The organism is Arsenicicoccus sp. UBA2120, from assembly GCF_002330965.1.
GTDB classification, from domain to species: Bacteria; Actinomycetota; Actinomycetes; order Actinomycetales; family Dermatophilaceae; genus Arsenicicoccus; species Arsenicicoccus bolidensis.
This window is the reverse complement of record NZ_DCYC01000042.1, coordinates 1-16144: the sequence shown is the minus strand read 5'-3', so window position 1 is coordinate 16144 and position 16144 is coordinate 1. Positions and strand designations below refer to the sequence as shown.

12 protein-coding genes, 1 tRNA gene, 1 pseudogene and 2 riboswitches are annotated in these 16144 nt (G+C 70.4%); of the genes and pseudogenes, 10 read left to right on the top strand and 4 right to left on the bottom strand.

Translation table 11 applies throughout. The features are described from left to right. Positions 1–37: 37 nt before the first annotated feature. From B2P18_RS06180 to B2P18_RS06165, 4 genes are read left to right on the top strand one after another with little or no spacing between them, the layout of a single operon-like run. Entirely contained in the window at positions 38–1582 is a 1545-nt protein-coding gene (locus tag B2P18_RS06180; protein WP_029211021.1) for an ABC transporter permease subunit, read from the top strand. Then, positions 1582–2544 (top strand): sugar ABC transporter permease, encoded by a 963-nt coding sequence (locus B2P18_RS06175; RefSeq protein ID WP_286956951.1) that lies wholly within the window; start codon positions 1582–1584, stop codon positions 2542–2544. The genes B2P18_RS06180 and B2P18_RS06175 overlap by 1 nt, the downstream gene beginning before the upstream one ends. After that, entirely contained in the window at positions 2541–4430 is a 1890-nt protein-coding gene (locus B2P18_RS06170) for a glycoside hydrolase family 13 protein (RefSeq protein WP_286956943.1), read from the top strand. The genes B2P18_RS06175 and B2P18_RS06170 overlap by 4 nt, the downstream gene beginning before the upstream one ends. Positions 4431–4486: 56 nt before the next feature. Beyond that, a complete protein-coding gene (locus B2P18_RS06165; protein WP_286956938.1) occupies positions 4487–5533 on the top strand; it encodes a LacI family DNA-binding transcriptional regulator in 1047 nt (348 codons plus the stop codon). A gap of 68 nt (positions 5534–5601) precedes the next feature. Here B2P18_RS06165 and otsB read toward each other — a convergent pair whose 3' ends face one another. Further along, positions 5602–6384 carry a trehalose-phosphatase gene (gene otsB / locus B2P18_RS06160; protein ID WP_239261423.1) on the bottom strand — a complete coding sequence of 261 codons (783 nt, stop codon included), beginning with the start codon at positions 6382–6384 and terminating at the stop codon, positions 5602–5604. 2 nt (positions 6385–6386) lie between these two features. Next, positions 6387–7997 (bottom strand): alpha,alpha-trehalose-phosphate synthase (UDP-forming), encoded by a 1611-nt coding sequence (locus tag B2P18_RS06155; protein WP_286956924.1) that lies wholly within the window; start codon positions 7995–7997, stop codon positions 6387–6389. 181 nt (positions 7998–8178) lie between these two features. Between B2P18_RS06155 and B2P18_RS06150 the strand changes: the two genes are divergently transcribed. From B2P18_RS06150 to B2P18_RS06125, 6 genes are all read left to right on the top strand, one after another. Beyond that, entirely contained in the window at positions 8179–8607 is a 429-nt protein-coding gene (locus tag B2P18_RS06150) for a CBS domain-containing protein (RefSeq protein ID WP_286956909.1), read from the top strand. Positions 8608–8688: 81 nt separating this feature from the next. Then, positions 8689–10596, top strand: coding sequence for a serine/threonine-protein kinase (locus B2P18_RS06145; RefSeq protein WP_156911209.1), 1908 nt, complete (start codon positions 8689–8691; stop codon positions 10594–10596). Positions 10597–10878: 282 nt separating this feature from the next. Further along, positions 10879–11066, top strand: a riboswitch (cyclic di-AMP (ydaO/yuaA leader). 4 nt (positions 11067–11070) lie between these two features. After that, on the top strand, positions 11071–11877 hold the full coding sequence (locus tag B2P18_RS06140) for a transglycosylase family protein (RefSeq protein WP_286956905.1): 807 nt from the start codon (positions 11071–11073) through the stop codon (positions 11875–11877). A 425-nt stretch (positions 11878–12302) separates the two neighbouring features. Then, a riboswitch (cyclic di-AMP (ydaO/yuaA leader) is annotated at positions 12303–12446 on the top strand. A gap of 8 nt (positions 12447–12454) precedes the next feature. Continuing rightward, positions 12455–12991, top strand: a complete 537-nt coding sequence (locus B2P18_RS06135; protein WP_286956902.1) for a transglycosylase family protein — start codon at positions 12455–12457, stop codon at positions 12989–12991. Between the two features lie 323 nt (positions 12992–13314). After that, positions 13315–13387: transfer RNA gene (locus B2P18_RS06130), tRNA-Thr, on the top strand. Between the two features lie 246 nt (positions 13388–13633). Beyond that, positions 13634–14680, top strand: coding sequence for a glucosyl-3-phosphoglycerate synthase (locus tag B2P18_RS06125; protein ID WP_286956897.1), 1047 nt, complete (start codon positions 13634–13636; stop codon positions 14678–14680). A gap of 349 nt (positions 14681–15029) precedes the next feature. Here B2P18_RS06125 and B2P18_RS06120 read toward each other — a convergent pair whose 3' ends face one another. Together B2P18_RS06120 and B2P18_RS06115 are read right to left on the bottom strand one after the other, a co-directional pair. Beyond that, positions 15030–15665: an ATP-binding protein gene (locus B2P18_RS06120; RefSeq protein ID WP_286957073.1), complete on the bottom strand. Its 636-nt coding sequence runs from the start codon at positions 15663–15665 to the stop codon at positions 15030–15032. A 154-nt stretch (positions 15666–15819) separates the two neighbouring features. Further along, positions 15820–16144: pseudogene (locus tag B2P18_RS06115) on the bottom strand (IS21 family transposase); the annotation flags it as partial.

The following is a 16144-nucleotide window of genomic DNA, read 5'->3' as shown; positions in this document are numbered from 1 at the left end:
ACCCCCTTTACGACGACGTACTGGTTAGGACCCTCCTATGTCTCGGACCTCGGCCCCCGCGCTGGTCCTGAAGTGGGGTGGCATCGCGCTGGCGATGGCGCTCGTCTTCTGGATCGCGACGCGCATGTCGGCCCAGGGCATGTGGCTCGGCGTGAGCACGGTGGCCTTCGTCGGCCTGTGCATCCTCGCGGTCTACGCGACCCGCCGTGCCGTGCCCATGAAGTACCTGCTCCCCGGAATGCTCTGCCTGCTGGCGCTGCAGGTGTGGCCCATCATCTTCACGATCATGGTGTCCTTCACCAACTACGGTGACGGTCACCTCGGCACCAAGGACGAGGCGGTCAAGCAGATCGTCGCCAACTCCGTCCAGGTCGTGCCTGGCTCGACCCGCTACAAGGCCAGCGTGGCGGTCAAGGAGGGCACGGACCCCACGACGGGCGCCCTGTCCCTCCTGCTGACGGACCCGCAGGGCAAGAGCGTCGTCGGCGACGTGAACGGTCTGACGGACCTCGCCGACAGCGACGTCGAGAAGTCGGCGCTGGGCAAGATCACGAAGGCCAAGGGCTACACGGTCCTCACGGGCCGGCAGGCCAACGCGCGGTCCAAGGACCTCGGCCAGTTCGCCGTCCCCAGCAAGGACGGCAGCGGCATCAAGATGCAGGGTCTCTCGGCGGCGTACGAGGGCCGGGCGACCATCACCTACGACGCCGCCTCGGACACGCTGACGGACACCAAGAGCAAGCTGACCTACAAGCCCCAGGACAGCAAGTACGTCGCGACCGACGGCTCCGGCCAGTCCTTCTCCCAGGGCTGGCAGGAGAACGTCGGTACCAAGAACTACGCGACGATCTTCAGCGACTCCACTATGCGCTCCGGGTTCCTCAAGATGTTCGTCTGGAACATCATCTTCGCGGGCGGCACGGTCATCTCCACCTTCGTCCTCGGGATGCTGATCGCCCTGCTGTTCAACTCGCCCAACCTCAAGGGCAAGGCGGTCTACCGCACCCTGCTGATCCTCCCGTACGCCATCCCCGTGTTCGTGACCGCGCTCCTGTGGCGAGGCATGTTCAACCAGGACTACGGGCTCATCAACACCCTGACCGGCCTCAACATCGACTGGATCGGGGACGGGTTCTGGGCCAAGGTCGCCATCCTGATCACCAACCTGTGGCTGGGCTTCCCGTACATGTTCCTGCTGTGCACCGGTGCGCTGCAGTCGATCCCGAGCGACGTCAAGGAGGCCGCCAAGATCGACGGGGCAGGCTCCTTCCAGACCCTCACGCGGATCACCATGCCGCTGCTGATGGTGGCCGTGGGACCGCTGCTGATCGCGTCCTACGGCTTCAACTTCAACAACTTCACCCTCATCTACCTGCTCACCGAGGGCGGTCCCTTCGAGGGGGGCAGCGCGGGCATGGGCAGCACCGACCTGCTCGTGACGTACGCCTACCGCCTGGCCTTCTCGGGCGCGGCCCCCAACTACGGTCTCGCATCCGCCGTGGCCGTCGTGATCTTCGCGCTCGTGGCGATCCAGGCCCTGCCCGGGTTCCGCGCCACCAAGTCCCTGGAAGAGGTGCAGTGATGAGCCAGCTGAACCCCGGAACGAACAGCACGGCCGGCGTGGGAGACGTCCGCGGCCCGGTGGCGGCCACCCTCCCCCCGGAGGAGAAGCAGCAGCTCACCAAGCCGCGGGCAGGCGGGGCCGAGGGCGGGTCCCAGTGGTGGCGACACGTGCTCGGCATCATCGCCCTCGTCTGGGCGCTGTTCCCGATCCTGTTCCTCGTCTCCGCGGCCCTCAACCCGTCGGGCCAGCTGGCCTCGTCGGACCTGATCCCGCGACACTTCTCGTTGGAGAACTTCAAGTCCCTCGGCGCGGACCCGAGCCGTCCTTACTGGAGCTGGTTCAAGAACTCGGTGCTGATCTGCGGTGTCGGCGCGCTCCTGTGCACCTTCATCTCGGCGTGCGCGTCGTACGCCTTCTCGCGCATGCGCTTCCGCGGGCGTCGTGAGGGCATGCTCGGCCTGCTCCTGCTGCAGCTCTTTCCCGCGACGCTCGGGCTCGTGGCGATGTACATCACCTTCGCCAAGATCTCCGACGTCATGCCGGAGTTCGGGCTCAACACCTCGTGGGGCCTCATCCTGGCCTACCTCGGTGGGGCCATGGGCAACGTGTGGCTGCTCAAGGGCTACTTCGACACGGTGCCCAAGGAGATGGACGAGGCGGCGATCGTGGACGGCGCCAGCCACGCGCGGGTCTTCTTCACGATGATCCTGCGCCTGGCCATGCCGATCCTCGTGACGGTGTTCATGATCACCTTCGTCGGACTGTTCGGCGAGTTCATGCTCGCCAGCGTCTTCCTGACGGACGTCGACAACCAGACCCTGGCCGTCGGGCTCCGCGCCCTGTCCAAGGGACGTGACGCCAACGAGAAGTTCGGCTTCTTCGCCGCCGGCTCGCTGCTGTGCTCCCTTCCCGTGATGGCTCTGTACGCGCTGTTCCAGAAGCAGCTCGTCGGCGGCCTCACCCAGGGCTCGGTGAAGTGACCCGGGCCCTCACCGAGGACACCGTCGTGGTGGGGCTGCTCGACCAGCCCCACCACGACGGCTCACCGCTGTACGTGTCCACCCAGGCCCCGGCGCTCGGCCAGACGGTCCAGATCCGGCTGCGGGTGCCAGCGCCCGAGGACGCCTCGGACCGCGTCACGACGGTGCACGTCCGCACCACCCCCGACGGTGAGAGCCGCTACGTCGACGCTGTCGTGGTCCACGAGGACGAGCACGAGACGTGGTGGCAGGCCGAGGTGGTCGTCCACAACCCCGTGACGGGCTACCGCTTCCTGCTCTCCGGCGGACCCGCCGGCTACCAGTGGCTCAACGGCACGGGTCTGCACGACCGCGACGTCCCGGACGCCGCGGACTTCCGCCTGGTCGCGACCGACGCCCCGCCGCCCGAGTGGGCGCTCGACGCCGTCGTCTACCAGGTCTTTCCCGACCGCTTCGCTCGGTCCGCCGGGGCGGACGCGCGCCCCACGCCCGAGTGGGCCGTCCCCGCCCGCTGGGAGGAGCCGGTCACGCGGGACCGTCGCATCATCGGCGACCAGCTCTACGGTGGCGACCTGGACGGCATACGCGAGCATCTCGACCACCTCGAGCGCCTCGGCGTGGACGTGCTCTACCTGACCCCCTTCTTCCCCGGACGGTCCAACCACCGGTACGACGCCGACACCTTCCAGCACGTGGACCCGCTGCTGGGCGGCGACGACGCGCTGGCCCGGCTCACCCTCGAGGCCCACCGGCGCGGCCTGCGCGTCCTCGGGGACTTCACGACCAATCACACCGGCGCTCGGCACGAGTGGTTCGAGACCGCTGTGGCGCAGCCCGACTCGCCGGAGCGCTGGTTCTACCTGTGGGGCGACGACGGCGGCTACGTCTCCTGGCTGGGCGTCCCGTCGCTGCCCAAGCTCAACTACGACAGCGACGAGCTGTGGCGTCGCGTGCTCGTCGACCCCGACGGCGTCGTGCGGCGCTGGCTGGCGCAGCCCTACGCCCTGGACGGGTGGCGCGTCGACGTCGCCAACATGACCGGACGTCACGGCGCCCAGGACCACAACCACGCCGTGGCCCGCGAGATGCGCAGGGCCGTGGACGAGGCCGCGCCGGGGTCGCTCCTGGTCGGTGAGCACGTCCACGACTTCAGCACCGACATCCGTGGGGACGGGTGGCACGGTGCGATGAACTACGCGGGATTCACGCGGCCCGTGTGGACCTGGTTGCGGGACAAGGGATTCGCCCCCAAGTTCCTCGGATCTCCGCTCAGGGTGCCCCGGCTCGGGGGCGAGGCCGTCCGCGAGACGGTGGACGACTTCATGGCGCAGTCCCCCTGGACCGTGCGCGCCCACTCCTTCACCCTGCTCGGGAGCCACGACACCACTCGTGTCCGCACCCTCGTCGGCGAGGACGCCCGGCAGGTGGTCGCCGCGGCCGGGCTGCTGCTGACGATGCCGGGCATCCCGATGATCACCTACGGGGACGAGGTGGGCATGGAGGGTGACTCGGGCGAGGACGGACGCCGACCCATGCCGTGGGACGAGTCCTGCTGGGACACAGACATCTTCGAGGCCTATCAGGCACTGGTGCGCCTGCGGGTCGACCACGTGGCGCTGCGCCGAGGTGGTCTGCGGTGGGTCCACGCCGACGGCGACTCGCTGACCTTCCTGCGGGAGCACCCCGACCAGACGGCCCTGGTGCACGTGTCCAGGGGCGCCCACGCCCCCATCCGGCTCTCGACGCGTCACCTCCCCGGCGTCGAGGCGGCGGTCGCGGCATACGGCACCCGCCTGGGTCGCGAGGGTGGCACGATCACCCTCGCGGCGGACGGGCCGGGGGTGTCGGTGTGGGTCTGGCCCGGAGCTCCGGAGACGCCCTGGTGACGCGGGCCGTCACGACGCCGGCACCCACCCGACTGACCGTCCTCGAGGGAGACCACATGCGACCACCACGCCTGGTGGACATCGCCGCTCACGCCAAGGTGAGCGAGGCGACGGTCAGCCGTGTCCTCAACAACAAGCCCTACGTCGCGGAGTCGACGCGTCAGTCGGTGCTGACGGCGCTGGACGTGCTGGGCTACGAGCGGCCGCTGCAGCTGCGGCGCAAGACGGCCGGCCTCGTGGGCCTCATCGTCCCCGAGCTCGACAACCCGATCTTTCCCGTCCTCGCGCAGATCATCGAGACGGCGCTCGCGGTGCACGGCTACACCCCGGTGCTGTGCACCCAGACGCCCGGCGGCATGCACGAGGACGACTACACCGAGATGCTGCTCGACCGCGGCGTCGCCGGGATGATCGTGGCCAGTGGGCAGCACGCCGACACGACGACCAGCCCGGACCGCTACCAGCGGCTGCGCGACGCCGGGCTGCCGCTGGTGCTCGTCAACGGCTACTACCCGGGGATCGACGCGCCGTTCCTGTCCAACGACGACGTGGCGTCCATGGAGCTCTCGCTCACCCACCTGATCCAGCTGGGGCACACCGAGATCGGTCTCGCCGTCGGTCCCGAGCGCTACGTCCCGGTGATCCGCAAGATCGAGGGCTACCGCGCGGTGATGGCGAGGCAGCTGGGCCGCACCGACGTCGACTCCCTCATCGAGGCCACGTTGTTCAGCGTCGAGGGCGGTGCGTCTGCCGCGACCCGACTGATCGGCAAGGGGTGCACGGCGATCGTGTGCGGGTCGGACCTGATGGCGCTCGGGGCGATCCGCGCGGCGCGGGCCCGCGGGCTGCGGGTCCCCGAGGACGTCTCCGTGATCGGCTACGACGACTCGGCGCTGATGGCCTTCACCAACCCTCCGCTCACCACCGTGCACCAGGCGGTCGTGACGATGGGGGAGGCCGCGGTGCGCTCGCTGCTCGACGAGATCGCCGGCAACCCCGTGCCGCGCACCGAGTACCTCTTCCAGCCGGAGCTGGTCGTCCGCGCCTCGACGGCCCCGGCCGCGCGCCGCCCCCCTGCAGGTCCCGCTCCTGCAGGATCGTGAGTGTCTCCTCCACGATTCTTGGAGGAAACCCTCACGATCTGGGGCCTTGGGGAGCTTGGGGGAGGGGCTCAGGCCGTATGACGGGCCCGCGCCTCGACCAACGCCTCCAGGACCTCGGCGGCCTCCTGCGGTGACGCCACGCGGTGCCGGGCCACGGTGTCGCCCTCGCCGACCTTGAGGGTCAGGTCGGCGTCGCCGAGCCGGGCGAAGGCCCGCTCGTCGGTCACGTCGTCGCCGGCGTAGTAGACCGCGTCCGCTCCGCACCACGCCGCGAGATCGACCAGGGCAGAGCCCTTGTCGCTGTCCACGACCGAGAGCTCGACCACGCACTTGCCGGGCATGACGTGGGCCTTGGAGTGCTGGGACGCCATGGCCACGGTGTCGGCGGTGGCCGAGTCGGCCACCGACTGCTCGACGCCGCGCGTGTGCAGGACCACCGCGGCGGGCTTGCGCTCGATGCGGGTGCCCGGGTGGGCCTCGACGATCGCCGTCAGCGCCGCGTCGAGCGCCCGCAGGGCCATGGTCTGGGCGTCGCTGAGCGCATGGACGCCGGCCTCGGGGCGCGAGGTCTGGGCGCCGTGGCTCCCGACCAGCACCACGCGCTCGTCGTCCGGGAGGTCAACCAGGCCGGTCAGGGCGCCGAGGGTCTCGAGGTCCCGTCCGGAGACGGCGGCCACCGTGGTTCTCGGCATACGAGCCAAGGCGCGCAGCGCCTCCACCGTGCCGGGCAGGGGGCGGGCCGCCATGGGGTCCTCGACGAGCGGCGACAGGACGCCGTCGAAGTCCGTCGCCACGACGATCGTTGCGCGAGAGGCGAGCTCGTCGATCGCTGACTGCAGCTGTGCGTCCATCGTCAGCGCCCGTCCTTGCCGTCACGGCCGTTGCCGTCGCGCTCGTCGCGCTCGTCCCGCTCGTCGCGCTCGTCCCGCTCGGACCGACGCTCCGCCTCGCGCGCGGCCTGGGCGCCACGGGCGTCCTCCTCGCGCTGGGCCCGCTCCTCCTGCTCGCGCCGCTGCGCCTGCTCGGTCTGCGGCCCGTGCCGTGACGGCTTGTGCGGGGCGGCCTCGAGGGCGTCGAGGAAGGCAGAGGCCCAGTGCTGCACGTCGTTGCGGCGGACCCGGCGACGCAGGGCCTTCATGCGGCGCGAGCGCTCCTGGGGGGAGGAGTTGATGGCGTCCATGATCGTGCGCTTGAGGCCGATGACGTCGTGCGGGTTGACCATGAAGGCCTCGCGCAGCTCCTCCGCGGCGCCCGTGAACTCCGAGAGCAGCAGCGCCCCGCCGTTGTCGTGGCGGCACGAGATGTATTCCTTGGCAACGAGGTTCATGCCGTCGCGCAGCGGCGTCACGACCATCACGTCCGCGGCGAGGAAGAGTGCGGCGAGCTCCTCGCGGCCGTAGCCCTGGTGGAGGTACTCCATGGCGGGGGAGCCGATCGCGGAGTAGTTGCCGTTGATGCGCCCCACCGCGCCCTCGACGTGCTCCCGCAGGTCGATGTAGGCGTCGATGCGCTCGCGGCTCGGCGTCGCGATCTGGATGAAGGTCGTGTCGGCGCCGTCGAGCGAGCCGTCCTTGAGGAGCTCCTCGTAGGCCTTGAGCCGGTGCCGGATGCCCTTGGTGTAGTCGAGCCGGTCGATGCCGAGCAGGAGCGCGCTCGGGTTGCCGAGCGACTCGCGAATCTCCTTGGCACGCTTCTTGATCTCGGGGCGGCGGGACAGCTCGTCCATGCTCGAGAAGTCCACCGAGATCGGCACCGCGGCGGCGCGCACGTCGTGCCCGCCGGTCGCCTTGCCGACGTGGATGACGTCACCCTTGACCGTCATACCGAGGTAGCGACGGCAGGCGCGCAGGAAGTTCTCGGCGTCCCCGGGGCGCTGGAAGCCGAGGAAGTCCGCGCCGAGCAGACCCTCGAGGATCCCCTGGCGCCAGGGGAGCTGTCCGAACAGCTCGACCGGCGGGAAGGGGATGTGGTCGAACCAGCCGATCCGCAGGTCCGGTCGCAGCTGACGCAGGAAGGCCGGCACGAGCTGCAGCTGGTAGTCGTGCACCCAGACCGTCGCGCCCTCCTCGGCGACCTCGGCGAGGGTCTTGGCGAACCGCTCGTTGACCTCGCGGTACTGATGCCACCACTTGCGGTGGAACTGGGCGGGGACGATCACGTCGTGATAGATCGGCCACAGCGTGTCGTTGCTGAATCCTTCGTAGTAGCCCTGGATCTCGTCCTCGGACAGGGGCACGGGATGCAGCCGCATGCCCGCCTCGTCAAAGGGCTCCGGCGCCTCGCCGGGCTCGCCGGCCCACCCCACCCAGACACCGTCGCGCCCGCTCATGACGGACTCCATGGCCGTCACGAGGCCGCCGGGGCTGCGGTGCCACTCGACCTGCCCGTCCTCGCCGACGACGCGGTCCACGGGGAGGCGGTTGGCTGCGATCACGAAGTCGTACCGTGCGGCGGTGTCCGCCATGGTGCGATCAGCTCCTCTGGTGTCGCCCGGGTCGTCGTGGTGCGCCTGGGCATCCTGGCGTGCGGGCCGGGTGTCGTATGACGGGCCGACGGGCACGCCGGTCCTGCACCTACCCGGCGCAGTGCCACTCTAGGCGGGGGTCCCTCTGGCGCGCGCGGGGGCAGGGGCCTAGGGTCTCGACATGAAGATCTCCGACGTGGTCAAGTCCAAGGGCTCCGACGTCGTCACCATGCGACCGGACGCCACCGTCGGCGAGCTGCTCACGCTCCTCGCCGACCACAACATCGGCGCGGTCGTCGTCAGCGACGACGGCACGAGCGTCTCCGGCATCGTCAGCGAGCGCGACGTGGTGCGGCACCTGGGCCGGTCCGGGGCCGGGGTCCTGCAGGAGCCGGTCTCCACGATCATGACCGTCGAGGTGCACACCTGCTCCTTCGGCGACGAGATCGAGGACCTCGCCGGGTCGATGACCGCGCGCCGCATCCGCCACGTCCCCGTCATCGAGGACGGCCGGCTCGCGGCGATCGTCACCATCGGCGACGTGGTCAAGCACCGGATCAGCCAGCTGCAGGACGAGCGCGACCACCTGGTCGGCTACATCAACCAGTAGCAGCCAGTAGTAGCCGGACCGTCACCCCGGGCGGCGGGTGGTCTCAGCGACGGTTCACCACGAGCACGTACCGTGGAGGGCATGAGCACGTCGTCGACCACGCCGCCCGCCGGGCTGCCCGCGGCCTACGACACCCTCGGTCCCTATCGCCTGGCCGGCCTGCTGGGGGAGGGCGGCATGGGTGTCGTCTATCTCGGCCTGGACCGCGCGGGCCGGGCCGTCGCCATCAAGGCCCTGCGCCCGCACATCGCCGGTGACCCCGACGCGCGGGCCCGGTTGGCGCGCGAGGTCACGACGCTGGAGCGGGTGCAGCACCCCCGCGTGGCTGCGGTGCTCGACGCCGATCCCGAGGGGGCGCGGCCCTACATCGTGACGCGCTACGCGCCCGGGCCGCCGCTCGACGACTACGTCACCGCTCACGGACCGTTCCGTGGCGAGGCCCTGCTGCGCCTGGCGCGCGGGCTGCACGAGGCGCTCGGCGCCATCCACGCCGCCGGTGTGGTCCACCGCGACCTCAAGCCCGGCAACGTGCTGGTCGTCGACGACGACCCGGTGGTCATCGACTTCGGCATCGCGCACGTCGCGGACGACGTGCGGCTCACCAGCACCGGGCTCGTCATGGGGACCCCCGGCTATCTCTCCCCGGAGGTGCTCGAGGGCGCGCCGGTCACCGAGGCCACGGACTGGTGGGGCTGGGCGTCCACCCTCGCGTATGCCGCCACCGGCGCCCCGCCGTTCGGGCGAGGCCGGGTCGACGTCATCCTCGACCGCGTGCGGTCCGGGCAGCACGACCTCACGGGGGTCGACGAGCGGATGCGACCGCTGCTGGCCGCGGCGCTCGCGCCCGACCCCGCCCACCGGCCGTCGGCAGGCACGGTGCTGGCTGCCCTGGAGCAGCTCGCGCACGGGGAGGCCCCGCACCTGGCGACCGGCCCGAGCGGCCGCACCGAGGTGCTCCCCGCCGTGACCCAGACCATCGCGCCGCCCACCGAGTCCCTCGCTGCCCGAACGGAGCTCGCGGGACAGCAGCCACCGCGCCAGGGGTCGACGCGCGTGATGCCGGCCGTCCCGCTGGGTGGTGCCGCCGGCGGTGCGGCAGGGCTCGCCGCGGGTCTGGCAGGCGAGGGGCAGGCGGGTCGGCCTCTCGCCGGAGCGTCGCCCTACGCACCGATCCGTCGCACGCCGCGGATGGCGCCGCCGGCCTCGGCACCGCCGAGCCTGGCGCCGTCGCGTCCTGCTGCCTCGGTCCACCCCGCGGGCCAGCCCGTCGCCCAGACCTTCCCTCCCGCTGCTGCGACGACCCCGCCTGGCGCCGGGGGATCGGCATACGGCCTGGAGCCCCGTCAGGACCAGCGGCCGCCGGTGCCGGTGGGAGACCCGCGCGTCGGCAAGCCGGCCCGCACGGCCCAGCTGATCGGCCTCACCGGAGCCGTCGCGGCGCTGGCTACGACCTGGCCGATGATCGCCGTGGGGCTGGCGCTGGTGTGGTCGGTGCTGGCGCGCACGGTCGACCGTTCGGTCACCGCGACCGTGCTGCGGCGCCACGAGGCGGGCGGGGCGCGCGGGACCGACGTCGCGGTGGCGGTCGCCCGCAGCCCCTTCCAGCTGCTGGCCGCCGCCGTGAGTACGCTCGCCACCGGGCTGCTCGGGATCCTCGTGACCGTGGCCGTGATGTTCGCGGTGTCGTTGGGCAGCTCGCTCGTCGGTGTCCCGCAGGCGCCGACCGGGGCCGTGCCGCTGGCGGTCGGAGCCCTCGTGGGGTGCTGGTCCTGCTGGTGGGGCGCGGGCGGGGTGTCGCTGCGACGCGGCTCGCGCATGCTCATGCGAGGCCTCACCCCGGGGCAGCTCACCCGGGAGATCGTGACGGCGCTGCTCGTGGCCGCCGTGCTCGGGCTGGGGCTGTGGGCGCTCCTGCGGCACGGCGTGCCGGTGTGGTGGCCGCTGCAGGGCGACCCGCTGACCGGCCGCACGGTGGACTGGCAGTTCTGAGGTCCGAGCCGGCGCCGCGCGGGTGATAACACCCCTGGTCGGCGTCCAGGTGGGGTGGAGACGTCGTCGTCCCGATCCACCAGGTGGGGGGTAAACACGCCGAGACGGGGGCCTGGGTTTGGGATCGCCGGCGCGACGTGCCTATGGTCGACGAGCGCCGTAGGCCGACGTCCGCAGGACCCGGTCGAGGTGTGTCGCGGGGGCCATCCCCCGTCTCGGGGCACAACTGTATAGACCCGAATTCACATGTAGGACATGCCCGCTGCGCCGAGCAGCACCCGACGGGCATCGTCGCCGGACACCATCCATCGTCCGGGTCCTGGGGTGCTGGTGGAGGACCCACTCACGAGCTGCGAGAGCAGCGTGTGCCGACCTGCGCGAGCAGGTCTTGGGGTGAAGCCGCTACTGCGGCCGGACACCTGACCGTCCGAACCCGACAGCTCACTTCACAGGCGTCGTCAGGAAAGGATCTCTGTGCGCTACGCACCTCGTCACGCCATCTCCTCGACCCGTCGCACCGCCCGCTGGGCCACGACGGGCCTCGCCACCGCTGCCCTCACCGTCGGCGGCGGCATCGCCACCGCCGGCAACGCTCAGGCCGCAGACGGCGTCTGGGACCGCGTCGCTGCCTGCGAGTCCGGCGGCAACTGGTCCATCAACACCGGCAACGGCTACCAGGGTGGGCTGCAGTTCAAGGGCAGCACCTGGCGCGCCTACGGCGGCTCCGGCTCGGCCGCCTCGGCGTCCAAGGCCGAGCAGATCCGGGTCGCCAAGCGCGTCCTGGCCGCTCAGGGCCCCGGCGCCTGGCCCGTCTGCTCCCGCAAGGCGGGTCTGACCCGCAGCGGCGGCGGCGCCGACAGCAGCAGCCCGGCCACGACCTCGCGCGCCTCGCGCTCCACCGAGCGCAAGGTCGTGTCCTCCTCGGAGCCGCGCAGCACCAAGCGCTCCACCTCCAAGAAGGTCGTCGAGCAGGCCGCGCCGAAGCGCGCGACCACCAAGCGCTCGACCACCAAGGCCACCTCGCAGGGCTCGGCCTCGTCCTACCCCGGCGCCAGCGCGTTCGTGCTGGGCGACAAGGACGCCGCGGTGACCCTGCTGGGCAAGCGCCTGCAGGCGCACGGCTTCGGCAGCTTCTACAAGGTCGGCGCGGGCCCGACGTTCACCCAGGTGGACAAGGCGGCGGTCGCGGCCTTCCAGAAGTCCCTGGGCTGGAGCGGCTCCGACGTGAGCGGCTACCCCGGTCCGGTCACCTGGGCCAAGCTCATGGCCCCGGCCAGCTGACGCGAGCCTCAGGCACGCATCACCTCACGTGTGGGGGTCGACCCGATCGGGTCGACCCCCACACGCTTGTGCGCGTCCGAACATGTGGTTTCCGACGCGAACTGACACGCTCACGACGTAGATGTGACGCATCCCACAAAGACGCACCGTACGTAACGGAAACAAGGGGACATCCGGGACTAGAGCGGACCATCACGGGGGCGATTGGTCACTGTGAGCGACCACCACCGAAGCCTGAGTCGAACCTGTGGTTTGTCTCGAACGTATAACGGGCCCTAGAGTCCTCCTTGACGTCGCCGCCGCCCCTCCGGGCCCGGCGGCTTGTCGCGGAGAGAACCTCTCCGTCTCGGGCACAACTACATACCCCCGAAATTCAGCAGCGCATGCCCCCTACGCCGAGCGTCATCCAGAGGGCAACCCCGTCGGACACACCAGCTCCGAGCGCAGGATGACAGTGGAGGACCCAATTCGACCCGCCTCGCGGGTCTTGGGGTGAAGCCGCAGCAGCGGCCGGGCACCTGACCGCCCGAACCCGACAGCTCACTTCACAGGCGTCGTCAGGAGAGGAACTCCCCCCATGCGTTACACCCCCCGTCATTCCGGCGTGCCCAAGCGCGTCAAGCGCATCGCCACCGTCGGCCTCACCACGGCCGCCCTCGCGATGGGTGGCGGCATCGCCGCCGCCGGCTCCGCCAACGCCGCCTCCGTCGGCACCTGGGACAAGGTTGCCGCCTGCGAGTCCGGCGGTCGCTGGAACATCGCCACGGGCAACGGCTACTACGGTGGCCTGCAGTTCTCCCGCTCCACCTGGCTCGGCTACGGCGGTGGCGCCTACGCCCCGACCGCCAACCGCGCCTCCAAGGCCCAGCAGATCGCCATCGCCGAGCGCGTCCTCGCCGGCCAGGGCCCGGGCGCCTGGCCCGTCTGCTCCCGTCGCGCCGGCCTGACCCGCGGCGGCGCCGCTCCGGCCTCCCGCTCCACGGTCCGCAAGGTCGTCAAGAAGAAGCGCGTCGTCAAGAAGAAGCGCTACGTCGCCAAGAAGCGTTACGTGCTCAAGAAGCGCTACACCCGCTCGGGCAAGCGCTACTACGTGCGCGTCTACGTCCGCCGCTGATCGCGGGGCGTCGCGCACGCCCTGCCCCAGCCCGTGACATCGAGGGCCGGCATATCTCCGAGGGGGATGCCGGCCCTCCGTCATGCCCGGACGCACGTGCTGCGCTGACGCCTCACCTGTCTCGTGCTGCAGGGCGAGACGCCCTCGCCGACGGTTGCACCTGCGCTGGTGCCTCGCCTGTCTCGTGCTGCAGGGCGAGACGCCCTCGCTGCGGGGTGCGAGTGCGGCGTTCGGGACGTCGTTTAGGGCACGTCGGGCGACCCGACTAGGATCTGACGGCAGGTATGACGGAGCCCGCCGCGCGACGGAGCCGCCGCCATCCCGCTGGAGTGGCGCAATCGGTAGCGCACCTGTCTTGTAAACAGGTGGTTGAGGGTTCGAGTCCCTTCTCCAGCTCTTGACCAGGAGAAGACCTACCTCCAGGTCGCCTTCGTGCGCGCTCGGTGCAGGGCGCTTTCGGCTTGGGTGCCGCAGGGAACAGGGACCGGGACGCGGACTCCGGGCGGACTTCGACATACGGGACGCTCCGAGAGGTGGGGCTGGCCAGCTCCCCCCGTCGCACCCGATGACCCCCACGCTGCTGCTGCCCCGCCCCCGCGCCGTGATGCAGCATAATGAGTAAGCGGATGCAGTTTGCTGTGGATGGGAGAGGCCCTTGTGCAGGACGTCATTGCCACGGTCGAGTCGCTGATGGGATCCAGACCTCTTGCCCGACTACCGGCTGCCGGACCGGCTCAGGCTCTCGGCCGCGGCATGAACCCTGTGCACCAAGGGTGGTTCGCGCGCAACACGTCATCAACGCAGGACTGGCCGCTGGCGCGACTGCTGTCGCTGAAGGAGTCGACGACGATCGCTGTGGTCATCCCGGCGCGGGACGAGCAGCAGACGGTTGGTCAGGTCGTGGGTGAGATTGCCAACGACCTGTCTGGCCTCGTGGATGAGCTCCTGGTCCTCGATTCGCTATCCTCCGACCGGACCGCCAGCGTGGCCCGCGCCGCAGGCGCCACGGTGTGGTCAGTCGAAGACATCAGGCCCGATCTGGGGGTGAGGGCCGGCAAGGGCGAAGCCCTCTGGAAGTCGCAGTTCGTGACGTCGTCCGAGATCGTCGTCTTCATCGACGCAGACCTGACTGGCTGGGGCACGCACTTCGTCTCCGCCCTCCTCGGCCCGTTGCTCTCGGACCCGGACTCGTTGCTGGTGAAGGGGTTCTACGATCGAATCCTCGACATGGGCGATGGGATCTCGTCAGAAGGGGGTCGGGTGACGGAGCTGGTGGCGCGCCCCTGGCTGGCGCTGAACCGACCCTCCTTGTCGTGCGTCGTTCAGCCCTTGGCCGGTGAGTGGGCCACCCGGCGATCGCACCTCGCCTCCCTGTCGATCCCCTACGGGTATGGCGTGGAGCTTGCGACCCTCCTCGATACCGAGTCGCGACACGGGGTGAATGCCATCGCGCAGGTAGACCTCGGGCATCGGGCGCACTCCCACCAGAACCTGCACGACCTTGGTGCTATGGCCACCGAGATCCTGGCCGTAGCGGATCGCCGCCGTCGCCTGCAACAGCCCGACGAGATCGTTCTGCCGCGACTTGGGCGTGATCGCACGTGGACCGAGCGTCGAGTCGTCACGGCTGAGAGACCGCCCTTCGAGACGTTGGAGGCGGGTCCCCGGGTCGAGAAGGCCCGTCGATAGCCGCGTGAACTGAATCGCGGTGCCTGGACACTGAAACTGGATGCCGCGTCTGAGACGTACGACGGTCGACTCCGCCCCTCAGCTCACCCAGGCATCAGGCATGACGGAGAGGAGCCTCAGAACCACGTCCGAGACGCCCCTTTGATGTCATGCCTCGTGCCGCACCCTCCGCATTGTGAGTCAGGGCCGATTGACAGCGCGCCTAGGGTGACCGCCGTGACGAATGTCAAGGGACAGTAGGAACTGCCCGGGGGCGGATATGAAACCTGCCCGCTGACGGCCACGAGAACTGCCAGGTGGTGGCCATGGGATCTGCCCAGGGGGCTGTGGCCACCACCGACCAGGGTAGTCAGCTCAACGGGCTCACCCCTTGGCCGGCGAGTGCTTGAGTAAGTCGCACACTGTCTCCGCTGGTCTGGCAGACGTGGGCGTGGTGCAGCAGCCGGTCGACGGTCGCGGTGGCCAGCGTCTTGGGCATCAGTTCGTCGAATCCGGACGGGTGCAGGTTCGAACTGATCGCGACGGAGCGTTTCTCGTATGCGGCGTCGACGAGTCGGTAGAGCCCTTCGGCGGCATCGGCGGCATCGGCGGCGACGGGCAGCAGGCCGATGTCATCGACCACCACGAGGTCTGCACGCAGGACCCGGGCGATCGCCTTCGACACGGTGTCGTCGGCACGGTGGCGGCGCAGCAGGACCCCGAGGTCTTCCAGGGTGAACCAGGCGACGTTGAGTCCCTGTTCGACGGCCTGCTGCCCGAGCGCCTCCAGCAGGAACGTCTTCCCGGTCCCTGACGGCCCGCACACCACGAGGTTCTCTCGCCGGTGGACCCATTCCAAGGTCCGCATGGCCTGCTGGGTCGGGGCCGGGATCGAGGAGATCTCGGGCTGCCACGCATTGAAGGTCTTCCCGGTCGGGAACCCCGCGGCCGCCCGCCTGGTGGCCAGGGCGGAGCGTTCTCTGCCAGCGACCTCCTCAGCGAACAGCGCCTTGAGAACCTCAGCCGGTTCCCACCGCTGGGCCTTCGCGGTCGCGACGACCTCGGGGCGTGACGACGGATGTGCGGCAGCCGCAGCTTGCGCAGCAGCTCCTCCAACTCGACCGGTAACGGCGGCGCGGTGCTGATGGGGCTCCTGGTCGTCATCGGGCCACCTCGCCGTCGCTGTCCGCGGTGGATCGCTGGCCGAGCCGTGCCCACGCGGCGGTGCCCTGGGTCAGCGAGGACTCCTCGCTGGCACGGTGCTCACCGGTGCCGGGCTGCCGGGCGTGGTGGTCCAGGATCGAACAGAGGTCTGCTTCGGCGAACCGGCCATGGACCGCGGCGTGTCCCAGCGCCCAGTCGAACTCGACGGGGTCGAACAGCTTGGCCAGGCTGAGCGCCTCGGTCATCTTGACCCGCATCCGCGGCGTGCCCGCGGCGGCGGCCTCGACCAACCACAGACGGGCTGAACCGCCCCGGGTTTGG